At 22.6% G+C, this 22117-nt stretch carries 23 protein-coding genes; 14 read left to right on the top strand and 9 right to left on the bottom strand.

What is annotated here, in order from left to right; genetic code table 4:
- Positions 1–21: 21 nt before the first annotated feature.
- Positions 22–342: a holo-ACP synthase gene (gene acpS, locus SPIRDC1_RS00110; protein ID WP_174479919.1), complete on the bottom strand. Its 321-nt coding sequence runs from the start codon at positions 340–342 to the stop codon at positions 22–24.
- A gap of 131 nt (positions 343–473) precedes the next feature.
- On the opposite strand from acpS, the gene SPIRDC1_RS00105 reads away from it, so the two are divergent.
- The 3 genes from SPIRDC1_RS00105 to SPIRDC1_RS00095 all read left to right on the top strand — a co-directional run bounded on the left by SPIRDC1_RS00105 (position 474) and on the right by SPIRDC1_RS00095 (position 4017).
- Positions 474–1334, top strand: coding sequence for a ribonuclease HIII (locus tag SPIRDC1_RS00105; RefSeq protein ID WP_174479918.1), 861 nt, complete (start codon positions 474–476; stop codon positions 1332–1334).
- Between the two features lie 196 nt (positions 1335–1530).
- Complete coding sequence (locus SPIRDC1_RS00100; RefSeq protein WP_174479917.1) at positions 1531–3702, top strand: hypothetical protein; 2172 nt, start codon at positions 1531–1533, stop codon at positions 3700–3702.
- 159 nt (positions 3703–3861) lie between these two features.
- Positions 3862–4017 carry a hypothetical protein gene (locus tag SPIRDC1_RS00095; protein WP_174479916.1) on the top strand — a complete coding sequence of 52 codons (156 nt, stop codon included), beginning with the start codon at positions 3862–3864 and terminating at the stop codon, positions 4015–4017.
- A gap of 63 nt (positions 4018–4080) precedes the next feature.
- On the opposite strand, the gene SPIRDC1_RS00090 is transcribed toward SPIRDC1_RS00095, so the two are convergent.
- The 4 genes from SPIRDC1_RS00090 to SPIRDC1_RS00075 form a co-directional block, all read right to left on the bottom strand.
- Positions 4081–5322 (bottom strand): DEAD/DEAH box helicase, encoded by a 1242-nt coding sequence (locus SPIRDC1_RS00090; RefSeq protein WP_174479915.1) that lies wholly within the window; start codon positions 5320–5322, stop codon positions 4081–4083.
- Positions 5323–5779: 457 nt separating this feature from the next.
- On the bottom strand, positions 5780–7390 hold the full coding sequence (locus SPIRDC1_RS00085; protein WP_174479914.1) for a hypothetical protein: 1611 nt from the start codon (positions 7388–7390) through the stop codon (positions 5780–5782).
- A 533-nt stretch (positions 7391–7923) separates the two neighbouring features.
- On the bottom strand, positions 7924–8205 hold the full coding sequence (locus SPIRDC1_RS00080; RefSeq protein WP_174479913.1) for a hypothetical protein: 282 nt from the start codon (positions 8203–8205) through the stop codon (positions 7924–7926).
- A 198-nt stretch (positions 8206–8403) separates the two neighbouring features.
- A complete protein-coding gene (locus SPIRDC1_RS00075) occupies positions 8404–8616 on the bottom strand; it encodes a hypothetical protein (protein WP_174479912.1) in 213 nt (70 codons plus the stop codon).
- A gap of 337 nt (positions 8617–8953) precedes the next feature.
- Between SPIRDC1_RS00075 and SPIRDC1_RS00070 the strand changes: the two genes are divergently transcribed.
- Positions 8954–10675, top strand: a complete 1722-nt coding sequence (locus SPIRDC1_RS00070) for an ABC transporter permease (protein ID WP_174479911.1) — start codon at positions 8954–8956, stop codon at positions 10673–10675.
- Between the two features lie 13 nt (positions 10676–10688).
- On the top strand, positions 10689–11597 hold the full coding sequence (locus tag SPIRDC1_RS00065; protein ID WP_174479910.1) for an ATP-binding cassette domain-containing protein: 909 nt from the start codon (positions 10689–10691) through the stop codon (positions 11595–11597).
- Between the two features lie 138 nt (positions 11598–11735).
- On the opposite strand, the gene SPIRDC1_RS00060 is transcribed toward SPIRDC1_RS00065, so the two are convergent.
- Positions 11736–12662, bottom strand: a complete 927-nt coding sequence (locus SPIRDC1_RS00060) for an IS3 family transposase (RefSeq protein WP_174479909.1) — start codon at positions 12660–12662, stop codon at positions 11736–11738.
- 364 nt (positions 12663–13026) lie between these two features.
- On the opposite strand from SPIRDC1_RS00060, the gene SPIRDC1_RS00055 reads away from it, so the two are divergent.
- From SPIRDC1_RS00055 to SPIRDC1_RS00035, 6 genes are all read left to right on the top strand, one after another.
- On the top strand, positions 13027–13515 hold the full coding sequence (locus tag SPIRDC1_RS00055) for a hypothetical protein (protein WP_174479908.1): 489 nt from the start codon (positions 13027–13029) through the stop codon (positions 13513–13515).
- Positions 13516–13650: 135 nt separating this feature from the next.
- Entirely contained in the window at positions 13651–13773 is a 123-nt protein-coding gene (locus SPIRDC1_RS10120) for a hypothetical protein (protein WP_255495881.1), read from the top strand.
- Positions 13763–13945: a hypothetical protein gene (locus SPIRDC1_RS00050; RefSeq protein WP_174479907.1), complete on the top strand. Its 183-nt coding sequence runs from the start codon at positions 13763–13765 to the stop codon at positions 13943–13945. The genes SPIRDC1_RS10120 and SPIRDC1_RS00050 overlap by 11 nt, the downstream gene beginning before the upstream one ends.
- A gap of 2 nt (positions 13946–13947) precedes the next feature.
- The gene (locus SPIRDC1_RS00045) at positions 13948–14103 is read left to right on the top strand and encodes a hypothetical protein (RefSeq protein ID WP_174479906.1); all 156 of its coding nucleotides are present in this window, start codon (positions 13948–13950) and stop codon (positions 14101–14103) included.
- A gap of 65 nt (positions 14104–14168) precedes the next feature.
- The gene (locus SPIRDC1_RS00040) at positions 14169–14339 is read left to right on the top strand and encodes a hypothetical protein (protein ID WP_174479905.1); all 171 of its coding nucleotides are present in this window, start codon (positions 14169–14171) and stop codon (positions 14337–14339) included.
- Between the two features lie 14 nt (positions 14340–14353).
- A complete protein-coding gene (locus SPIRDC1_RS00035) occupies positions 14354–15016 on the top strand; it encodes an ERF family protein (protein ID WP_174479904.1) in 663 nt (220 codons plus the stop codon).
- Here SPIRDC1_RS00035 and SPIRDC1_RS00030 read toward each other — a convergent pair.
- Positions 15003–16241, bottom strand: coding sequence for an IS256 family transposase (locus tag SPIRDC1_RS00030; RefSeq protein ID WP_174479903.1), 1239 nt, complete (start codon positions 16239–16241; stop codon positions 15003–15005). The two genes, SPIRDC1_RS00035 and SPIRDC1_RS00030, sit on opposite strands and share 14 nt — an antisense overlap.
- Before the next feature lie 210 nt (positions 16242–16451).
- Between SPIRDC1_RS00030 and SPIRDC1_RS00025 the strand changes: the two genes are divergently transcribed.
- The 3 genes from SPIRDC1_RS00025 to SPIRDC1_RS00015 all read left to right on the top strand — a co-directional run bounded on the left by SPIRDC1_RS00025 (position 16452) and on the right by SPIRDC1_RS00015 (position 19786).
- On the top strand, positions 16452–17099 hold the full coding sequence (locus SPIRDC1_RS00025) for a hypothetical protein (protein WP_174479902.1): 648 nt from the start codon (positions 16452–16454) through the stop codon (positions 17097–17099).
- Positions 17100–17102: 3 nt separating this feature from the next.
- On the top strand, positions 17103–17279 hold the full coding sequence (locus tag SPIRDC1_RS00020; protein ID WP_174479901.1) for a hypothetical protein: 177 nt from the start codon (positions 17103–17105) through the stop codon (positions 17277–17279).
- Positions 17280–17476: 197 nt separating this feature from the next.
- Positions 17477–19786 (top strand): ribosome-inactivating family protein, encoded by a 2310-nt coding sequence (locus SPIRDC1_RS00015; protein ID WP_174479900.1) that lies wholly within the window; start codon positions 17477–17479, stop codon positions 19784–19786.
- A gap of 168 nt (positions 19787–19954) precedes the next feature.
- Here the strand turns inward: SPIRDC1_RS00015 and SPIRDC1_RS00010 are convergent, their stop codons facing one another.
- Both SPIRDC1_RS00010 and SPIRDC1_RS00005 read right to left on the bottom strand, forming a co-directional pair.
- On the bottom strand, positions 19955–20206 hold the full coding sequence (locus tag SPIRDC1_RS00010; RefSeq protein ID WP_174479899.1) for a hypothetical protein: 252 nt from the start codon (positions 20204–20206) through the stop codon (positions 19955–19957).
- A gap of 54 nt (positions 20207–20260) precedes the next feature.
- A partial coding sequence (locus tag SPIRDC1_RS00005) for a hypothetical protein (protein WP_174479898.1) occupies positions 20261–22117 on the bottom strand: 1857 nt, incomplete at its 5' end.

Raw genomic sequence — 22117 nt, 5'->3', positions numbered from 1 at the left:
AAACACCTTACTTTCTTTTTATTAAATAACAATTGCAATTGCAATTGCATTAGTTTCATTATGTGATAAAGATAAAAGTAATTGATAATTCTTAATGATAGTTATTGGTTGATTATATTGATTATAACTAATATCAATATTTTTAAATGTTAACTTTTCTTGTGGTAATGCCTTAAAAATTGCTTCTTTTAATGCTCATCTTCCTGCCAAAAATTCCTGTTGACGTTGTAAAGAATATTGATTAAAAAGTATAATTTCTTTCTTACTTAAAATTCTTTTAGCAAATTCTTCAATATTTTCTATTCGATTTACTTCAATAATATCTATACCTACACTACGCATTGTTAACTCCTTATATAAAATAAAAGGTTAAAACCCTAAAATCCTTGTTTTTATTATATAATTAATATGAAAGAAAGTGTGATATTAATTTCAATAAATCAAATAAATTTTGAAAAGATGGTGGTATATTAATGACATTTTACTTAAATCAAAAACAAAAATCATTAATTAAAGAACACTACCAAAACTATAAAGTTGATAATAAAAATAGTAGTTATGAATTATTTCAATATCATAATATAACAATTGAAATTTATCAAGAAAAAGTTATTTTTAAAGGTACTAAAGAGGATATTATTGCAGAATATCGTAGAATTTGAAATCAACTTGATGAAAATCAATCACCAGTCATTGGCAATGCTGAATTTGGTATTAATAATTTTTTTGGTCCACTTGTTATTATTAGTTCTTATATTGGTTCGGGTAATTTAGAAAAATTACGTTTACTTAACATTCGCGATTATAAAGACTTATCACAAAGTAAATTTATTGAATTAGCACAAGATATTATGAAAACAATTATTTTTGAGTCAGTAATCATTAACAATCGTAAATATAATCAATGAATTGATGCGGGTTATAGCCCCAATATTATTAAAACCTGAGGAGAAAATCAAGCATTAGTTCGTATGTTACAACATAGAATTCAATATGATACTATAGTTATTGATCAATATATTAATGAAGATACATATTACAAATACATTGAAAATATGAAAGATAATCGTAATAAAATTATTAAAGATAAAGTTCAATTTGTTACTAATGCAGAAAATAAGTATTTAGCTATCGCTTGTAGTACTATTATTAGTCGTTATTTATTTTTAGAAGAAATTAAAAAAATAAAAGGTATTGACACTAATACAATTCCATTAGGTACTGGAAAAGAAGTTAATATATTTTTAGAAAAAATTAAAAATGAAAAAACAATTGAATTTAATAAATTTCTTGAACGTCATAGCAAAAAATCATTTACTGAATTTTTTAAATAAATAATTAGAACTTAATTTTTATTAACTATATATAAAAAGATATTTTTTATTTAAAAACTATTAAATAAATGATATAATCCAAATCAGATATATGTTTAAATATATGTTTAAATATATTTTTAGTTTAAATATATTTTTAAGTCCTATTTGTTTATAAAAACAAAATAGGACTTTTATACTTAAAGGAGAAAATAAAATGCCAAAAGAAGAAAAAAAACCTTTATTAGAAAAAAATAAACATACTAATTATGGAATTACCCAGCAACAACCTTCTATAAATAATAGTAATTCAAGTAGCACTGAAAGTCTTAATAGTTCAAGTACAATCATCGAAATAGAAGATAGTGAAGAAAATAATTGAATAAATTGTAGTAGTCGTTATGGAGGAACAACACAAAAAAAACTCGATGATAATGGAAATTGAAAATATGAAACCCAAATTAGAAATAACTTTGATAGTTTAACTTTTTTTAATGAAAGCACTATTACCATTAATAACAATCAATACTGACAAAAAGTAACATTTGTTGAAAAAAATGGAACAGTAATTATAGTGATTTTAGAATTATTAAAAATAAACTTTAATAGAAATACAATAGAAATATATAAAAAAGAATACAATGATGTTGATGAATATATTGATGATAATTTAGATTTAAAAACTTTTCAAAAAAAAGAAAGAAAATTATCACTTGAAGATCAATTCTTAGAAGGTATTACTATAAAAACTATTAATAATCTTAATAAATTTATAACAAATACCAACTCACTTAATGAACAATTAAAATTATTTAAAGAAAATTCTAATAATAGAGATTTAAATGTTTTATTAAAACTATATAAATATTTAACAATAATACAAAATTTTATTGATCAAACAAAACCAGAAATAATAAGAAATATTGCATATAAATTTTTAGGATTATTAGAAATTTATATTGGACTTACTGGTAAAAATTTACAAAGAGTAGTTTCTAATTTTCCCATTGATGGTAAAGAACACACATCCCAAGATTATATTGATGCTATATTTTGAAATTGACAAAATTATGTTATGGTATTACTTGATACTGCACTTGGCACATTTTTTACTTCAGCAGCTTCAAGTTGATCACGAGATGTTTTTTTTAATAAAAAAAACAAAACAAATCCCATTGAAATCAATCAATTTAATACCAGTGACTTTGAAAAATATAAAGAAATATTTGAAACACTTTTATTTGAAGAAGACCATCAAAAATTAATGAAATATTCTTCAAATATTTCCATACTTAATGATTTAATACAAAAATTTAATCAAATTGAAAATTGTGTAGAAACAGAATTTGAATATCATCCAAATTTTAAAAAAGAAATTGAACGAATTAAAAAACTAATTATTAATTCACAAAATGAAAATAATAATGCTAATAATGATATTGAAATTAAACAAGTAATATCTTTAGCAAATAAAACAATTAAAACTATGGAACAACAAAATAATAAACCAATAACATTAGTAACTAATTGAGGACGTAATCTTTTAGTTAATTTAACTTTAGAAACACTAACATGGGCAGGTAGTCATATTATTCTAACTGGTTCATCAGAAAATACTTCTAAAGAAGATTTTAATTTACATGATTGAATCACGAAAGACATTTTTACTACAGGTGCTTTAGCAGCAAATATAAGTCGTTATTTTGTTATGAGACCAATTAATAATATTTTTAAATCGGGTTTAACAAACTTAGGAATTCCAACTAATCTTTGTCCTGAAAAACTTTCAAAATGAGTTGAAAAACAAACTAGATATAAAAAAATATTAATGGCAATCCCTTTATTTTTATCAGTCACTTGTACTGTTAATGCTGTTAAAACAGAAGCTGCATTAGTTACTGAATATGGATTTCAAAAAGCCACAAAATTATTTTATGAAAAATTTGTTAGATGAACAACATTAGGATTTTCAATTGGTGTAACAGCAATTGATATGATTGCTTTTGCTATTTCTGATTTTTATAAAGATGTATTTAATCAACCAATAACTATAAAAAAAATAACAGAAATATTAACTAGTTGTTGTGGTTTTACTAAAAAAGAAGCAGTTTTTCTTGAAAAACATTTAGAAAAATTAGAAAACAATGGGAAATTCACAACTTTTGATGAATTGTTTAAAAAATATCAGGAAGAAGAATTTGAAGATTCTGGTATTGAAGAAGTTTTATCACAACAAATAGAATCAGAAAAATCATCAAATGAAAAAGAAACTGATGACAAAACATCAATAGAAGAATTTCCTATTGACAATCCATATCAATTTGCAAATGATATAAATAATCAACCATCAACAAGTACAGGAATATACCCTCCAATGCCATTCAATTAAAAGCTCTATTTAAATTTAATTTTTTAGTGACTCTTTTAAAAAGAGTGACTTTTTTAATATTTTATATTTATTTTTTTTCTAAAAAATGTACACTTATTTTGGTTATTTTAGATGTATAAGAATAAATATGCCAAAAAAAGTAGTAAGAAAGGGATTTTTATGGATGAAAAAAATAAAAGAGAAAAAGAAATAGCAAGAATAAAAGAAAAAATTGCAGCTAATAAATTAAAAAAAGAATCCGAAAAAGCTGAAAAAGAAAGACAACAACAAGAAATCGAAAATAAGAAAAAAAATGAAAATAAAAAAACTTTATAAAATTAATATTTAAAGAAAAAATCACTTAATTATTAAGTGATTTTTTTATAAAAATGATTAATTTTAATATTTTGGTTTTCTTTTTCATTTTGAATTATTATCAACATTACGTTTAAAATCATTTCTATTATTATGAGATGAAAAATTTAATTTAGTTGGTACTTTAACAACATTTTTAGGTAAATCTCAACCTGTAGTATCTAGTAAAGTAATTTCATGATTTTGATAATATTGAATTTCTTGAATTTCATTATATTGAACTCTATTACTTACTAAAGTAATAGCAGTTCCTTGTGCTCCAGCACGAGCTGTTCTACCAATACGATGAGTATAGTATTCATATTCACGTGGAATATCATAATTAAAAACATAATCAATGCCATTAATGTCAATTCCTCTAGCAACAACATCAGTAGCAATTAATACTTTAACCTTACCATTTTTAAATTGTCTCATTGCTTCCATACGTTCTCTTTGACTTTTATCACCGTTAATAACAGCACATTTAATATTATTTTGTTCTAATAATTGTGCAATTTTGTTAGTAAAAGCTTTTGTATTTGAAAAAACAATACTTAATTGTGGTTGTAATTTTTGATATAAAGTAACTAATGCAGTTTCTTTTGTTATATTACGACAATCAAAATAATATTGTTTAATATTTGCTTGTTGTAATTTTTGACTTTCATCTTCAACAGTAATACTAACTGGATTATTTTGATAATCATCAGCAATTTTTAAAACTGGTTTTGACATTGTTGCTGAAAAAAGGACAGTTTGAATATTTTGTGGTGAATTCTCAAATAAGAAATCAATATCTTTTTTAAATCCCATTTTTAACATTTCATCTGCTTCATCTAAAACTAATGTTTTAATTGAATTTAATCTTAAACTACCACGATTAATATGATCAGTAATTCTTCCTGGTGTTCCAACAACTATATTACTAGTTCTTAAATCATATAATTGATTTCTAATATTAACACCACCACATAATAAAGCAACATTAACACCATTTAAAAAATAAGCATATTTTTTTACTTGTTTAGCAACTTGGATTGCCAATTCTCTAGTTGGACAAACAATAATGGCTTGATTACGATATAATTTTATATCTAAATTATGTAATATAGGTAAGACAAAAGCAGCAGTTTTTCCGCTTCCGGTATGACTTTTTCCAATAATATCTTTTTTTTGTAAAGAAACTGGAATTGTCTTCTTTTGAATTGGTGTTGGGGTAGTATAACCTCATTTAGCAATAGCAGCAGTTAATTCTTGTTTTAAATTTAGTTCTGTAAAACTCATATATTTCTCCTTAAAAATAAATTTTGAATAAATTTAGAAAAAATGATAATTATAACCTGAAAAATAACCTCTAAAAGAGGATTATTTTAAAAAAGGATTAGTTTTATTTATTATTTATATATAATATACTTACTTACATTTTAAAGTATTAATTCATCTAATTTTTCTAAAATTAAAAGTTGTCAAATAATTTCATGATATTATTTATTTCTTTGACATCATTAACAACTTTTTGATATTTTTTTATCAATCATATCTTAAAAGAAAATTGCGAATTAATCAACAACTTAAATATAATACACTATTTTTAATTAAATGTAAAGATAAATTTTTAGAAATGAAAATATAAAAATAATAATTAAAATACTATACAAATTTTTAATTTTAATCAATTTAAAAATTTAAATTATATTAGAAATTTTTTATCATAACAAAAAAATTTGAAAAATAATATAAATTATCAAACATCAGTATCTGCTTTTTTAATAATTCAATTTTCAAATAAAATATGATTATTTTTATGATTCTTAATCATTCCAGTTAAAAAACTAGTGTTTGCATAACGAATAGTTAAATAATTATAACCATGCATACCACCCGCATTTCTTTTAACTTTAAATGTATTATCATTTACTTTTTCCACACTAGTTCTATCACTTAAAGTCGGATTTTTTGCTCCTCTTCAAAGACCATTTAAAGCAACTGAAATATTACCTTTAATAAGAGCTTCGGTTGTAGCTTTAGAATTTATTTTTGAACTAATATAGTCACTAATATCACTCATTGTTTTATTATTTTGAACAAAATCATCAAAATCGCTAGGATTCATATATATTGTTAAGTTATCATCAGTAGTTATATCAATACGCCCTTCAGCAAATGCACTTTTTGTATAAAATATTTTACCTAATGCTGTTGCTGTTTCCTCTGCTCATTCACCTTGCGTTTGATTAGGGCTAGTATTAATAAAATCTAAAGACATTGGTGTTAATCTTAAGCCTGAAATGCTTCAATCACTAATAGTGATTTTTCCAAAAACATTAATTTTCTTTTTACTTTCTTCAGGCACTCCTTGTTTTCCAACAAGTCACTTAGTAATCTTATCTGAAAAAGCTGTTGCTGTTGGTGATAAATAATTTTTCAAAGAATCAATTGCTTCATCAATTGTAGGCTTAGTAAGCGCTTCATACATATGATCACCACTAGCATAAACATCATTTTTTTGAAGAACTTCTGATTGAGCATTAATATCAACTTTAGTAATATTAACTTTATTGTTATTAAGTTTTCCAGTAATTAATTCTTTTGCTTTTTGTAATAAACTTTCACTATCAGTAGTGGTGTTTTCCATTTGTATCATAAAATCTTTTAATACTTTTGTTACATTACCAGTTGAAACTTCAACTAAAGCCTTTAAATTAGCACCAGTATTAGCGTAATTAAAATCAAAAATAATATTAGATACTTCAATTTCTGTCTTTTTGTTACTTTCATCTTTATAAGATAATTTTAATTTTAAATCTGCAGTAAGTTTATATCACATTGTTATGTTATACGTTGCTGGATCATAATTTTCAATACCAAAATCAGCATTTTCCTTAGTTCAATTGAATTGTTTATTTGTCATTGTTGTTTCATTAAAATCAATTTTTAAAATTTCACTAGTAGTTATATTATTAAATAATGGTTTTAAATCAGATGGTTGTAATAAATAATCCTCAATAATAAGATTTGTAATATCTTTTTGAAGCCTAGTTAAAAATATATCTTTTATTTTACTATCAACCAGAGTGTCACTATCTTTAGATAAAATATTTAAATTATTAGTAATATCTTTTCCAGATTCACCAAATTCATCTTCAAAAGTTAAATTCTTATATTCACTAATTAAATTTGCAAGTCCTAAACTAATTTGCTCTTTAGCTTTTTTTAATAATTCTTGTACATCAGCATTTTCCGATACTTCATCATCAGTATCAGAACTATTACCATTTCCACATGCCACTACATTTACTGCTAATGGTGCTGTTAATCCAAAAATTGCTAATAATTTTAATATTCCCTTCACTCTAGTATCCTCCTAAAATTTCTTTTAATATCTTTTATTTAATATCTTTTATTAAAGTTTTAGTACATTGTATAATATTTATAATTAAAATGTTGTGAATATATTAATTTTAATATTTATGTAAACTAATAATTTGATTATTTTTCTAATTATAATATATTATAAGTATTAATAATATATTATAAGAACCTAAACTATTCATATTCTATATATAAATTAATTTATTATAATTTTTGTAATATTTAAATTTTTAAAAAGAAAAAATAAACTACTCAAATTGAGTAGTTTTAAAATATTTTAGTTAATTAAAATATTGAATAAATAGGCATTATTACTAAAACAATATACTTTAATTTAAAATGATAGAAAAAATTTTGATGTGAAAAAATGAATCAATTCCAAAATTTGCATAATTTGATAAAAATCATCTAAAATAAATATAATCCTTATCGTGTCAAATATTTAAAGAAACATTTATACTATTTCCACGACCAGCACTATCAATTGTGTATATTTTTATATTATATATACTATTACCGTTTCCTGTCCCCATATTTTGCAATTTTTTTTGTATTAATGGATTTTTCTAAGTTTGCAATACTATTTGTGTCGTTTGCTAATCTAACAGAAAAATTATTAAGAGATTTATTAAAATGAAATGTTTTATATTTTTCTGTAAAATTATCTCAGGAATTAGAAAAAGTACTTCATTTTAGTAATTTATATGTATTAGAACTATCTGTAAAATTAGAATGTAATCCATTATAGGAATCCTTAAATTCGTAATCAATGGAATAGTTAAAAATATTATTCATAATTTTCCATCCTTTCAATTAAAACATAAAAAAACACCTAACAATAGGTATTTTTGTGATTAAAAAAATAAAATCCTAAAATAATTAAATAAAATTAATCAATTTTTTCAACATATCTTTTAAATTTTATTAATTTTATTCCTTAAAACTCATACTTCTTAGAACCTGTTTAGAACATTAATCGGTAATGTTTAGTTTTTATAATGTTGGTGGTTGATTTCTGCTTGTTGAAATTGGATTTTGTAAATCCATAGCATTTACTTGAAAAGAGTTAAATGGTTCTCTTTGTTGTCTTACTGCTTTTTGTTTTATCTCATCTATGACTACTTTTACAGCACCAACACCATAACCAACACCAAGAATAGTGGCACCAGCAATAACCTCACCTGGACTAGGTGGTGAGATAACCACACAACCAATACCAGCAACAAACCCAACACCAGCGCCGATAGCACCACCAGCAACAACACCATTTTTCGCATATTTTTTAATTATTTGTTTTTTTTTGATTTTTCTTGTTTATTTCCACTTCGCATATTTTTTCTCACTTTCTACTTTAAAATATAAAACCTATTTACTTTCATTTTAAAGTAAATAGGTTAAACACTAATATTTAGGTAATATACTACTAACATAAATATTAGTGTTTAGAATCTTTTTTCAATAATTTTTCATTTTCATTAAATTATATTTTATAAACAAAAAAAATAATTGATTATAATTGATAATATGTAAAGGAGAAAAAATAATGGACAGATTACTAGAAACCACACCGAAAACTATAGAAAAAACTAAAACCAAAAAGGCAAGTTGATTTAAATTATTTAGATTAATTATAATTAAAATTAGTTACAGTTTTATTACAGCATTTTTATTTTTATTTTCAATAGTAATTTCGGTATTGAGCATTAGTGTTTTGTTTTTTTTAAATTTATCAATAGAAGATTTTATTATTAATTTAGAATATTATATTATGATTTTTTATAGTATATTTTTATTTATTTTTATTTTATTAAATGCTATAAAAATTTTTGGTACTCAATTTGAAGATAGTTCTTTCTTATTATTACTTACTAAACCTTATACAAGAAATGTTATTATTTTAACTCAATACGCTGCTTTATTTTTTATGAGTTTAACTTTTATTTTCATAAATATTATTGCTTTATTAATCTTTGGCGGGATTTGCGGAATTATTATAAAAGTTTCTTATTTAACTTTTTACGTATTAACGATCCTAAAGTTTTTTGGTTTTTGCTCTTTATTTGCTGTTTTAGTTACTGTTGGTGTAGTAACAATGTTAGCTTTTACTCCATCACAAACAGTTTTTTTAATTTTTGTTATTTTCTGTAGTCTATTTTTATTAGGTGGTTTGCCTTACTCATTAACCAAAATAAATAGTGACATTATTAAAATTAATTTTGAAAATAATATCCAATATACTGTTAGTGAAATCAAAGAAGCAATTTTATTTAAACAAAATTTAGAAAAAGGATTAATTAAATATCCAAATTTAACAAAAGCTATTTTTGATTTTTATTCTAATCTTAGTGATCAAGAATTAAAGGATATTAAAGAAAATAATGTTATTAATAAGCGTATTGATTTTTATCAAAAATTAGGATTTATTAAAACAAATCCTACTGTTAAAACTCTTATTGGCAAAACAACTTCTTGAAAACCACCTGAATTTCAAAATAAAAATATATTTATGAAAATTACTTTTAATAGTTATTTTAAAAACTTAGATGAATTAAAAAACAATGTTGATAATAATCAAATTACAGAAGACTTAATTAATATAATTAATGATTATGATAACAAATATAATATTGATTCATTTATGGATCTGCAAAGTGGTAAAGCACCTTCACTATTAACATACGATACTGACATTAATAATACTTATATACAAATTACAGGTCCAATATTAGAACAACCCGTTCCACTATCACCCAAGGAAATTAAAAATATTTTTATTGATACATATGCATATAAATTCGATTTTCGTAATGAATTTAATAAAATTTTTTATAATCCTGTTTATTTTTTAGTTAGAACAACCGAAGAATATATTTATAATCAAATTTATATTTATCGTCAGATTACTAATAATTCTGTTACTAATGATAAAAATTATAAAAATTACATTAGTATTACAAATAGTTATCAATTTATCAATGCAATAAATTTTATTGAACATTGAAATCAAATTTGGACTTATTTTATGGACTACTATGGTGATTTTTGATTTGAACCTTATGCAATATCTAGTATCGATTTTGATACACAAAAAAATACTTTATTTAGTTATCCTGATTTTAAACTAACATTAAATAATAAAAAAATAAAAACCGATAACATTGATTATTTTCAAAATAATAAATCAGTTCTTGAAATATATTGTGGATTTTCTATCTTTTTATTCTTACTTTCTTATTTAATGTATAATCGAAAAATTGTTAGTTAGGAGAAAACTTATTATGGGAACTACAGAAGACATTATGATTAGTGTCAGAAACTATAACAAAAAATTTAAAAAGTTTAATATTAGTAATATAAATTTTACTGTATTTAAAGGAACTATCCATGCTTTGGTTGGTCAATCTGGTAGCGGAAAATCCGTTTTATTAAAGTCTATCATTGGTGCAATGCCCAGTAACAGATACAGTGGTACAATTAAGGTTAATGATTACAAAGCAGGAAGTGCAAAATCAAAATTAAGCTTAGGTTATTCCTTAAATTTAGAAAACTTTCCACAAGGTTTAACAGCTTATAATTTTCTAAAATATTTAGGACAAACAACTACTATTACCGATAGTGCTTTAGAAGTTAATTTACAAAAATTATTAAATAATTTTAATTTATGAGAACATCGTAATAAGGGTTTAAATTCTTTCTCTTCAGGAATGAAAAATAGAATTATGCTAATTCAAGCCTTAGCACATGATCCAGAACTAGTAATTCTTGATGAACCTGGTGCAAACTTAGATTCAGAGTCACGAAAATATTTTACAAATGTATTAAAAAGATTAAAAGCAGAAGGTAAAACTATTTTCTTAACAACTCATATGATTAACGAGGTTAAAGATATTATTGATGATTGTACTATTATTGATTTGGGAAAAATGCTTTATAGTGGACCAATAGCAAAATTTGATGTTGGCAAAATTTTTATTTTAACTACCAACAATTTACCATTAACAGCCACTATATTAACAAAATATCAATATCAATTTAAATATCTTAAAGATTTAAATGAAATCTTAATTCGCTTAGATACACAAGAAAAAATTGATAATCTTAGTTCAATTTTAAATAAATATAAAATTGGTATTAAAAATCTTTATGAAAAAGAAATAGATTTATCACATTTAAAAAATTTTTTATAAAATAAAAAAAACAAAAATTTAACTATAAAATTTCTAATCTTTTTAATTTCTCATAGTATAATTATTTATAAACTTAATATAAGTTTAATTATTTTGGTGGTTAGCCCTAAATACTGGACCACTTTTGGATAGACAGTTTTAAATTTTTATTTGTGAAATTGGTGGTTTTAGAAATTTAGAATGTATTCTTTCGTAATTATAAAACATAATATATTGGTTTACATCATTTATAGCTTCATTGAGAGAAAAATATTGATTTGAACCTTTAGGTAGTCATTCTTGAGATAAATGAGAAAATCAGTTTTCAGATATTACATTGCCACCAATATCATAAGGTTGTTTTTTGCTTAAAATTATTTGCTTATCAGCAGCTCAATTTGTGATGTCTTGACAATAAAATTCGTTGGCGTTATCTGAGTGTAAAATAACGTTTTTTACTTGGTTTCAAGAGAATTGTTGATTTATTTTTTCAAGTGCAGGAAGGATTAAATCTTGATAGGATTTGTTTGAACATGTATTATAGCTTACAATATTATTTGAATAAAAATCAATAATTACAAAAAGATATAATCAACCTTCTTTAGTATTTATTTGTTTAGTGTCCATTGATCAAATTTGATTTGAAGAGGTTGTACTTTTATAATCTTTGTTTACTTTATCCATTGTAGGTATTCACTTATTTGGATTTTTTTTGTTTTTAGGATAGTTATTTTTAGTTTGTTTTAATCCTTGAAGATTGTGATCTTTCATAATTTTTCGCATTTGTTTTGTTGATAATTCTAGATTTAAAATAATATGTTTGTATTGTTTTAATCATTCTTTAAATGCTGAAAAAATTCGTAAATAGCCATAAATTTGTCCTTTTCTTGTAAAATGAAATTCAAGTAAAAGTTGGCATAATTCTTGATATTTATGTGTACAATTACTAATTTGATTTTTTTCTTTTTTAATAGGGTTTTGTTTGTTTTTTACAAAATAATATGTTGATCGGTTTAGTTGAAGATGTTGGCAAAGATATCTAATTGAATATTGGTTTTTGCTATCATCAATAATTGGGCGTATCAAGTTAATGGTTAGATTTAATAAGAACTTAAATGAGAGATAATACTCTCATTTTTAATTGTTAAACAATTATAATTAATTATTTTATTAAACCTATACTTTATTAAAGTAATTAATTATTCCAAATTTAATAAAAATTATAAAAGCTATTGTATAGGAATTTGCAAATAGTAATTTTTCTGCTGGTCTTTAAAAATTTAAGATTTTTTTCTCCCCCTCCCTCCAGACCTCCTACCCCCAAGGCTTTTGCTACCTATAGTAGCAATAAGCCTATACGTATAGTAAGTAGTAGGTAAGTATTTAGTTAGTAGTATATAAGCCTTTTATCACTGTAGGTGATAAGGCTTATACATAGAAAGGATACGTAATGATTAATGTTAATTTAGATATTAAAAATAAAATTAAAGAAACAACTAAAGGTATGTTATTAGAAATTGGTGAATATGAAACATGATTTCCTATTAAAGATACTATTATTGATGAAAAAAATAAAAAAATAGCATTAAAAATAATTGAAGATTTTAATTATAAATTAGGTAAAAAATCAATAACAAAAGATATTGAAAGTGTTAAAGGTAGTGATATTTTAAAATATATTAAAAATATTCCAAATATTACTAGAAATGAAAATGAATTAATATCTTGTGAATTTTATAAACAATATAATGGTTATTATATTTTTAAAAATGATAAAAATCAAGAATGTTTTAAATATAACATTACATGAGAACAAGATATGAAAAGTTTTAAAATCAATAATCCATATAAACATAATGATTTAGCAATTAATTATATTGTTACACCAATGAAAAATATAGAAACTCATAATGAAAAAATATTTTATTTAAATTATTAAAAAAGAATAAATTATGTTACTTAATGTTGAAAAAATAGAATTAATTAAAAATTTATGTAATGAAAAATTACTTAAAAATAAAAAATATATTGAAATACAAGAAATATTAAAAATTATAGAAAGGGATTAATAATTATGGAATGTAGAGAATATAGAATTAAAGGTTCATGTGATATTTGTCATAAAAATTCATCATATGGAAACAGAACTTGTAATAAATGTTTTTATAAATTAATAGGTGAAAAAAATGAAATGTAATATTCATAATGAAAAATATATTTGAATTAGTGAATTAGATAATAGTTATTATTGTAATAAATGTATTAATGACATGATTGAAGAAGATATGTATTTAACATCAAATAATTGAGATTACTTATATGAATATTATATTAATGAATTACAATTAGAAAATTTTAAAGGAGTGTAAAAATGAATCAATTAGAATTACAAAATGCAATGAAATTAATAGAAAAATTTGAAGAATTACAAGAAGAATTTAATAGTAAATATGAAGATTTAGAAATTGAAATTGATAATGATGGTGATTTAAAAATTAGTTGTGATTATTTAATTATAAAAATGTAAATCAATTAGAACAAGTAATTATTGATTATAAAAGAATTTTTAAAGGTTAAAGGAGATGAATAAATATGGTAGCAGCACCTAAAAAGAAACCAGAAGATTTAATGATTAAACAAATTATTATTCATTTAAGATTTACTGAAAAAGATTATGAAAAATTAAAAGAAATTTGTGAAGAAAAAAATATGAAAATTAATGGATTTATAAGAAGTTTAATTAAAAAAGCAATAAATAAATAGAAAGAGTGATTATAATGAATAATTTATATAAAAAAATACTTAAATTACAATTAGAAATTGGTAGTACACCTAAAAATGGTTTTAATAAATTTGGAAATTATAAATATTGATTATTAAGTGATATTTTTAATAAATTTAAATTATTATGTAAAGAATTAAATATTGTTATTACACATGAAGATATATTAACAACTGATAGAAAAATAAATTATTTAGATACTAAAGAAGTAGAAATAACTTATTTTAAAAGATATACAATTATTGATTTAGATAATGATAAAGAAATAAAATATTTTGATATACTGGCTTGTGCTAAAAATACAGATATAGCAAAAGCAAAAGGTAGTGCAGAAACTTATGCTTATAGATATTTTTTAATGAATTTATTATTATTAAGTGAAGATGAACTTGACCCAGATAATGATAATGTTAATTTAATACAAAATAATAAACAACAAAATAATTATATTAATAATGTAAAAATACAAAATGAAAAATGAGAACCAAGTGAAAAACAATTAGATTATTTTGAAAAATATATGATTACAAATACAGTTTTATTTGATGAATGTATAAGAGAAGATATGGAAAGATTAAATCCAAATAATAATAAAGATTTTTTGAGGCTTTTTAGTAATCTGTGTTTCTTTGTTTTACAAAGTACTAGTTCAGATTAATTCTGTCTTCAAATTTTATCATAAAATGAGCAATTGCTGTATTTCAATTTTGAATAGGCAATATTCATTTTTTTGTGATATTTTCAATTGCTAAGTAAAAAATTTTAAAAACTGCCATATCATTAGGAAAAACTTTTTTATTTCTAATAACTTTTCGTAATTGGCTATTAACAGATTCAATAGCATTTGTAGTATAAATTACCCTTTTAATTTCTGCTGGATAACTAATAAAAACCATTAAATTTTCTCAATTTTTATATCAAGATTTAGCAATTTGTGGATATTGTTTATTTCATTTACTTTCAAATGATTCTAAAGCTTGCATTGCTTGTTCTTCACTACATGCTGTATAAATTGGCTTTAAATCGATAACTAGAGACTTTCGATGTTTGTATGAAACATATTTTAAGCTATTTCTAATTTGATGAACTATGCATAATTGATGTTCAGTTTTAGGATAAACTGATTGTATTGCCTCTGACATGCCTGTTAAATTATCACTACAAGCAATAAGAATATCATTTAAGCCTCGATTTTTCATTTCTGTAAAATTATTTAATCAGAATTTAGCACCTTCATTTTCACTAATTCATAAACCTAAAACATCTTTTTTACCTTCTAAATCAACTCCTAAAGCTATATAAACTGATTTGTTAATAATACGTTTATCCTGACGTACTTTAACTACGATACAATCAAAATAAATGATTGGATAAACACTATCTAATGGACGATTTTGCCATGCTTTGACATCATCAATGACATCATCAGTAATTTGACTAATTACGCTTTCGCTAATATCTGCGCCATCATATAACTCTTGCAACTGCATTCTAATATCTGATAAAGTCATACCTTTTGCATATAGTGAAAGAACTTGTTGATCAAAACCATCAAATCTTCTCTGTCTTTTTGTGATTATTACTGGTTCAAAATTACTATTACGATCTCTTGGTACATCAATTTCAATTTTACCTTGTTGAGTTATTAATTTTTTTGATGTTGTACCATTACGAACATTGTCATTATTACTGCGTTGATTTCTTTCGTGTCCTAAATAATTTTGCATCTCAGAATTCAACATTTTTTCTACCAATCGTTTAGTTAATTCTTTATATAAGCCTCCCTCTTTAAAAAGTGTTGTTAAATCCTCAGTATTTTCTAATAATAAATCTACTGCTTTTGATATTGGATCATTGTTATTAAGATTATCTTTTTTAGCCATCTGTAACTCACTCTTTCTAGATATATAAATTATATTTACTAGAATTAATTAAACATAGTTATTTTTGTAAGTCACACAGATTACTAAACATTCCCGATTTTTTAATATTAATGGGTGAAAATTATTTAAAAGTATTATTTGATAAATTTAAAGAAATTCGTGAAAGATTTAAAAATTTAAAAAATAATAATAAAAATGAGTATATAAATTATGAATAATTATTTACTTTCAATTGACCCAAGTATAAAAAATACTGGATTTACTTTATGAAAACCTTGCTGTAAACATAATAAATCTTGAAATGAAGAATGTAATGTTTTAATTGATAAAGAATGTTTACCAAATATTGCTATTCCAGTTTTAATTATTAGTTATGATTTTAATAAATATCAACATTATGATTTTATAGAGAAAGTTATAGAACCATTAACTTTAAAAGCAAGTGAAGATGATTTTCATTATAAATGCTCTAAATATAGATATTGATTAGAAGATTTTGATGTAATTATAGAACGTGGATTTAATAATAATTTAAATGCTCGTAGTTCAGAAAAAATGCAAGCATTAAGAGGCCATATTTTTAGTTTATTATATCAATATTATAATCCAGAAAAACATGGAGTATTACCAAAACAATGACAAAATTGATATTTAAAAGAATATAAAGATGATTTAATAAAATTACTTAAAATTGAATTAAAAACTGATATGACTTATATTACTGTTAAATGAAGTAAAGAACTATCAATATTACTATGTAATTTTTTAATTAAACAAAATAATTGAAATATAACAATATCAAATCATGATGAAGCAGATAGTTTATTAATTGGTTGATATTATTTAAATAAGGAGTAAATAATGCAAAAAGAAAAGCAAGAAAAAGTATTATTAAAATGTATTGTTAAAGATTGTAATACTAAAGTATTAGTTACTTTAAAAACTTTAAATATTGAAGATAGTGTAATTCAATTTTTTAATATGTGTTATTTTCATAAAAAACAATTTAAAAATAAAGTAAAAGAAATTAAAAAATAATTAAATTAAATAAAAAAATATATTTTCACATTTTAAAATTTTTATATGTATAATTAAATTGTTAAAAACTAAATGAAATTATTTTTATCTAAATAGAAAAGTAAGATAAAAAGAAGAGCCTTTTTAATTCGTTGAAATTAGAGTAGTTTTCTTCTTTTTTGTTTTTAACACATATTTATTAATGAAAGGAAATATTTATGAAATATTTTAGTCCAAGTTATTGATTTAAATTATGATTATTAAGTGCACCATTATTTAATGATGAAACTAAAGGTATTAATGCTATGTCAATTAATAATAAAAAGATTAAAGATTGAGCTAGCAACAATACCAGTTTAGATTTAATAAATCAAGAAATAAGTTTTACAAATTCAACTAGTAATTATCAACCATATAATTTAAGTCCAACAAATCAAAATATAAACCCTTTTTATCAAACAGAATTAGAAACAAGTAATCATAAACATAGACATGAAAAAAGTAGAAACAGACATAAAAGACAACCAAATCCAAATCGAAGAGCAATTTTTCAATTAACTGAACAATTAACTATTGATAGTAATAATCGCCAACAATATAGAAATAGTTTTCAATCAGTTCTTGCATCATTAGTAAGAAATAATATATTAAGAGTTGTTTTTGATAATACCGAAAATGCAAATTGAGGAGAAATTAATAGAATATTTACTTTAAATACTGAAAATTATGGTTATTTTCGGCTTCCAGTTGTAATTAGATGACAACAAAATGAACAAAGTCTTCAAAGAAATTTTGAATTAGTTTTAAGAACCGATAATTTATATATTCAAGGTTTTATAGTTACTGAAAGAGGTTCTCATATAGGAGAAATTTCTACTTATTATCATTTTAATTTTGACAATATTAATCCAAATATGCAACCCAGAGCTGTTCAAGATGGAACAGTTCCACATTTATTAAACATTGACGGAATGCAAAGTAGACAGTTAACTGGAATTAGTCCAGATTATAGAGATATGATACCAACTCAAAATAACAATATTAATTGGAATAGTGTTGTTAATTCTTTTATAGTATTAACTAATGATATTAATGTTTCTGAAGAGCATAGTTTAGGAAATTTAGCCATATCTTTGGGACAAGTTGTTTTTATGAGTGCAGAAGCAATAAGATTTCCAGATATTTATGCCCGTATTGTAACACATTTAATTAATAGAAATGAAAATTTAGAGTTTAACCGAAGAAGTGAAATTTATAGAATTTTAGTTAGTTGAAGTCAAAGATCAAGAAATAATATTCTTCAACAAAGACTAATAGAAGCTATTAATAATGTTAATAATCCAAACTGAAATGGTTTCACAATGTTAGATCTTATAACAGAATTAAATTCACCGTCAGTTCAAGTTTTACTTGGCTATATTAATTTTAGATTAAGAAATAATGGAGGAAATGTAAATTGTCGTAGAGGAAAAAGAGAACTAATAAATAAATTTTGACATGAAAAATTTTGTGATTTAAAACCACAAATTGATAAAATTCAAGGAAAAATAACTGCAATAAAAATTTTAGATGAAAATAATAAAAGTAGCAATTTAAAAGAAGGTACTATATATGTTGGAACTGAAAACGGTGTATATTTAATTTACCCTGAAGATGAAGTTCATCGATTTGATAATTTAAATTTCCCAATAACTAATATTAAATTAGATGGAAAAGGTAGTGCTTATGTAACTAATGACAGATCTGAAATTTATCACTTAAATTTAGTAGGTTGAGGTTCTGAAAAATTAAAAAATATTGAAAGTTTTAATTTAGAAGAAGAAATAAAAATTTATTATGAAGATAATCATGATAATCTTTGAATTGAAAATAATTGATTTTTTGGAGATAGAAACACAAATGTTCACCTTTGAAAAACAATTATGTTAAAAAAACTGAATCCTTTATGTTATAAAAAAATAGATTTTATTGGTGAACATTTTGATTGAACAAGAACAAGTTGAGGAAGTTGAAAATTTACTGAAGGTAGAAAATTACTAACTGATTGAAATAAATCAAATTTTAAAGATATAGCTGGTAACTATAAGATTTTTGAATCAAATAAAGATTATATACGTAAATATAGTAATCTTAATGTTCAAAATCTTCCAACACAGTATTATCTTGGAACCCAATATGTTGAAGGAAAACAATATTTTGGTTTAACTTGATATGAAGAAAATTATGAATTTTACTTACAATTTTTATATGATCAATTTTATAAACATTATAGTATTTCTGGCAGTGGTTCTGGATTTATTGGAGTTGGCAAGGGAATTAAATTATATGATTATATTCAAGATTGTGAAAGTTATAAATTAAATATAAATAAAAGAGAAATATTTAATATAAAAGATTTAAAAGAAAAAAATGATTTAAAAAATATTACTAAATGAACTGATGAATTTACAAAAGATATAAACTATGAACAACATTTACCAATTGATAATAAATCTAATTTTTCTACAAATAATATAACAAGTTTATAATTAAATTTTAAAAATATAAATAAAAAAAGTTACCTAAATGGTAACTTTTTAATTAGGTGCCAACCTAACAACAATATAAGTTTGAGAACTTTTTTTATTTCATATACTTACATAAGTAAGTCACATTATTATATCTTAATTTAATAGAAAATACATTAATATTTAAGATTATGGAGAAATATTATTTTGTTTAGGTTTTGTTTTGAAAATATCTAAAAATTTAAAATGTGGATTTTCTTTTTTAAATATTTTATTTGCTCAAAATAAACCAAAAAAGTTTAAAGATATGAACATAAGAAGTACGCCCATTTTTTTTTGTCTATGACATAAATCATGACCTTTACATGTAATTAATAATAAAAATACTAATCCAAACATTACTGAAAGTATTATTACATCTGCTAATCATAGTTCAATCATATTTAAACTTCTCCATATCATAATATTTTAAATTACTATAATTATATACTATTTTTATCTTGCATTTAAAATTATTTTATAAATACTTGCTACTTCTTGATTTGTATATATTTTAGCATAAGAATTTTCACCAAAATCTATAATAGTTTCTACATGACCTTTACAAGGTGTAACAAATATATTAATTTTTCAATTTAAATTATCGTTTGAATTACTTAATATATCAAATCCAATCGGATTATTATTACTAATTTTTGCTTCAGTACCAGCAATTACTGTGAATTCATAAGTTACTAAATTATATTGTGATTTATTACCTTGATAATAAGCATAAGCATATCCAGAAGAATGACTACCAATTTTACCTTTTTCAAAATGTTTCTTTTTATCAATATTAGGTATTGACTTTGAAAATATTAAATCATTTAAATTAATCTCAATTGAACTATTTAATTCTTTTGCTGGATTAAAACTTTCTTTGGTATCATAACCACCACCATGTTTATCACTTACAGAGTTTACATTATAATTATAATAAATAGTTACTGATTTATAAAATCTTTTTAAATCATTAAAAGTATTAATTAGTAATGTAGGATCTAGTTTTGATTTAATATCAATATCTATGTTTTTAGAAACTGCACTATTATTATTAAATCATTCATCAGTATTATCAGTAATAGATTTATTAGGAGTTGTGACTAATGGTATATCTTTATAATTTAATTCTACTTTTAAATCTGGAATAATAATTATTGATTTTGCAATATTTTGAGGACTTGGTGGTAATATTTTTGTTGGATAACTAAAAGTAGTTTCTTCACTTTCTTCATATTCATCATGATTTAATTTATATAAAGTTGTTCAATTAAAAGCATTACCAGTTAAAGCACCCATATTATTATAACGAAATTGAGCAACTGATATTTCATTATAATCACCTTGATAAGTAAAAGGATTATCACTATAAAATGTATGTCTTTCTTCACCTTGATGTAATGATTGAGTTACAATTGTATCAATAATATAAGCATAATTTGAACCATCAATAACTCCATTACTTGTCGGATTTCATTGACAATCTTTATCTTCATTTGTAAAAGGACTTGCTATATCTAAAAACTCAGTATCTTCTGCTAAAATATATACTTTATTATTTTTCTTTTGTGATAAATCAACGGTACTTATTTGTTCTTTTACAGTTAATTTCTTACCAGAACTAGGGTCTCATGGATAAACTGATACTCTATCACTTAATTTCATAGTCATAGCAGTTGTACTAACATGTGAACCTAACATTTTACCTAATGCAAACTCACTTGAATTACTAAATACATTTAAAGGTATAAATCAATTTGTATCATTATTACCAATAATACTTGATAAATTTGAAGCAAAAAATGCTGACATAAAACCATTAAAAAATGGCATATTTTTATATTGTTGAGAATTTTGAGTAATAATAAATCCTACTGGAATACCTAATGTTAAAGCATTTAATAATTTACCTACTAATGGAATTGAACTTAAAGCAAATGGTAATCATTGTACACTATCATAAGGCATTTGAATTAATGAACTAAATACTACACTATTAAAATTTAATATTGCTGACATATATTTTTGTGATATTTTTTTATAATCAACAGTTGGTGAACCAATAACTAATCCAGTATCTGGGTCTTTATATTTAAAATTACTACTCATATCAACATTATATTCACCTTGTAAATTATTTATATTTCATTCACTATCTCAAAAGAATTTTGCTTTACCAATAGCATCACCATTACTTTTAATTGCTAATTCTTTATTACATGTTAATATTCCTTGAAAATCTTTTTGAGCTAACATATCAAATTTTCTTGCTTCTAAAAATTTTTGTCATGTATCATAATGAGTAAATCCAGT

This window comes from Spiroplasma endosymbiont of Danaus chrysippus (genome assembly GCF_902809815.1).
Classification (GTDB): Bacteria; Bacillota_I; Bacilli_A; order Mycoplasmatales; family VBWQ01; genus Spiroplasma_E.
Note: the sequence above shows the minus strand (reverse complement) of the source record. Positions and strands in the feature narration are given on the sequence as shown.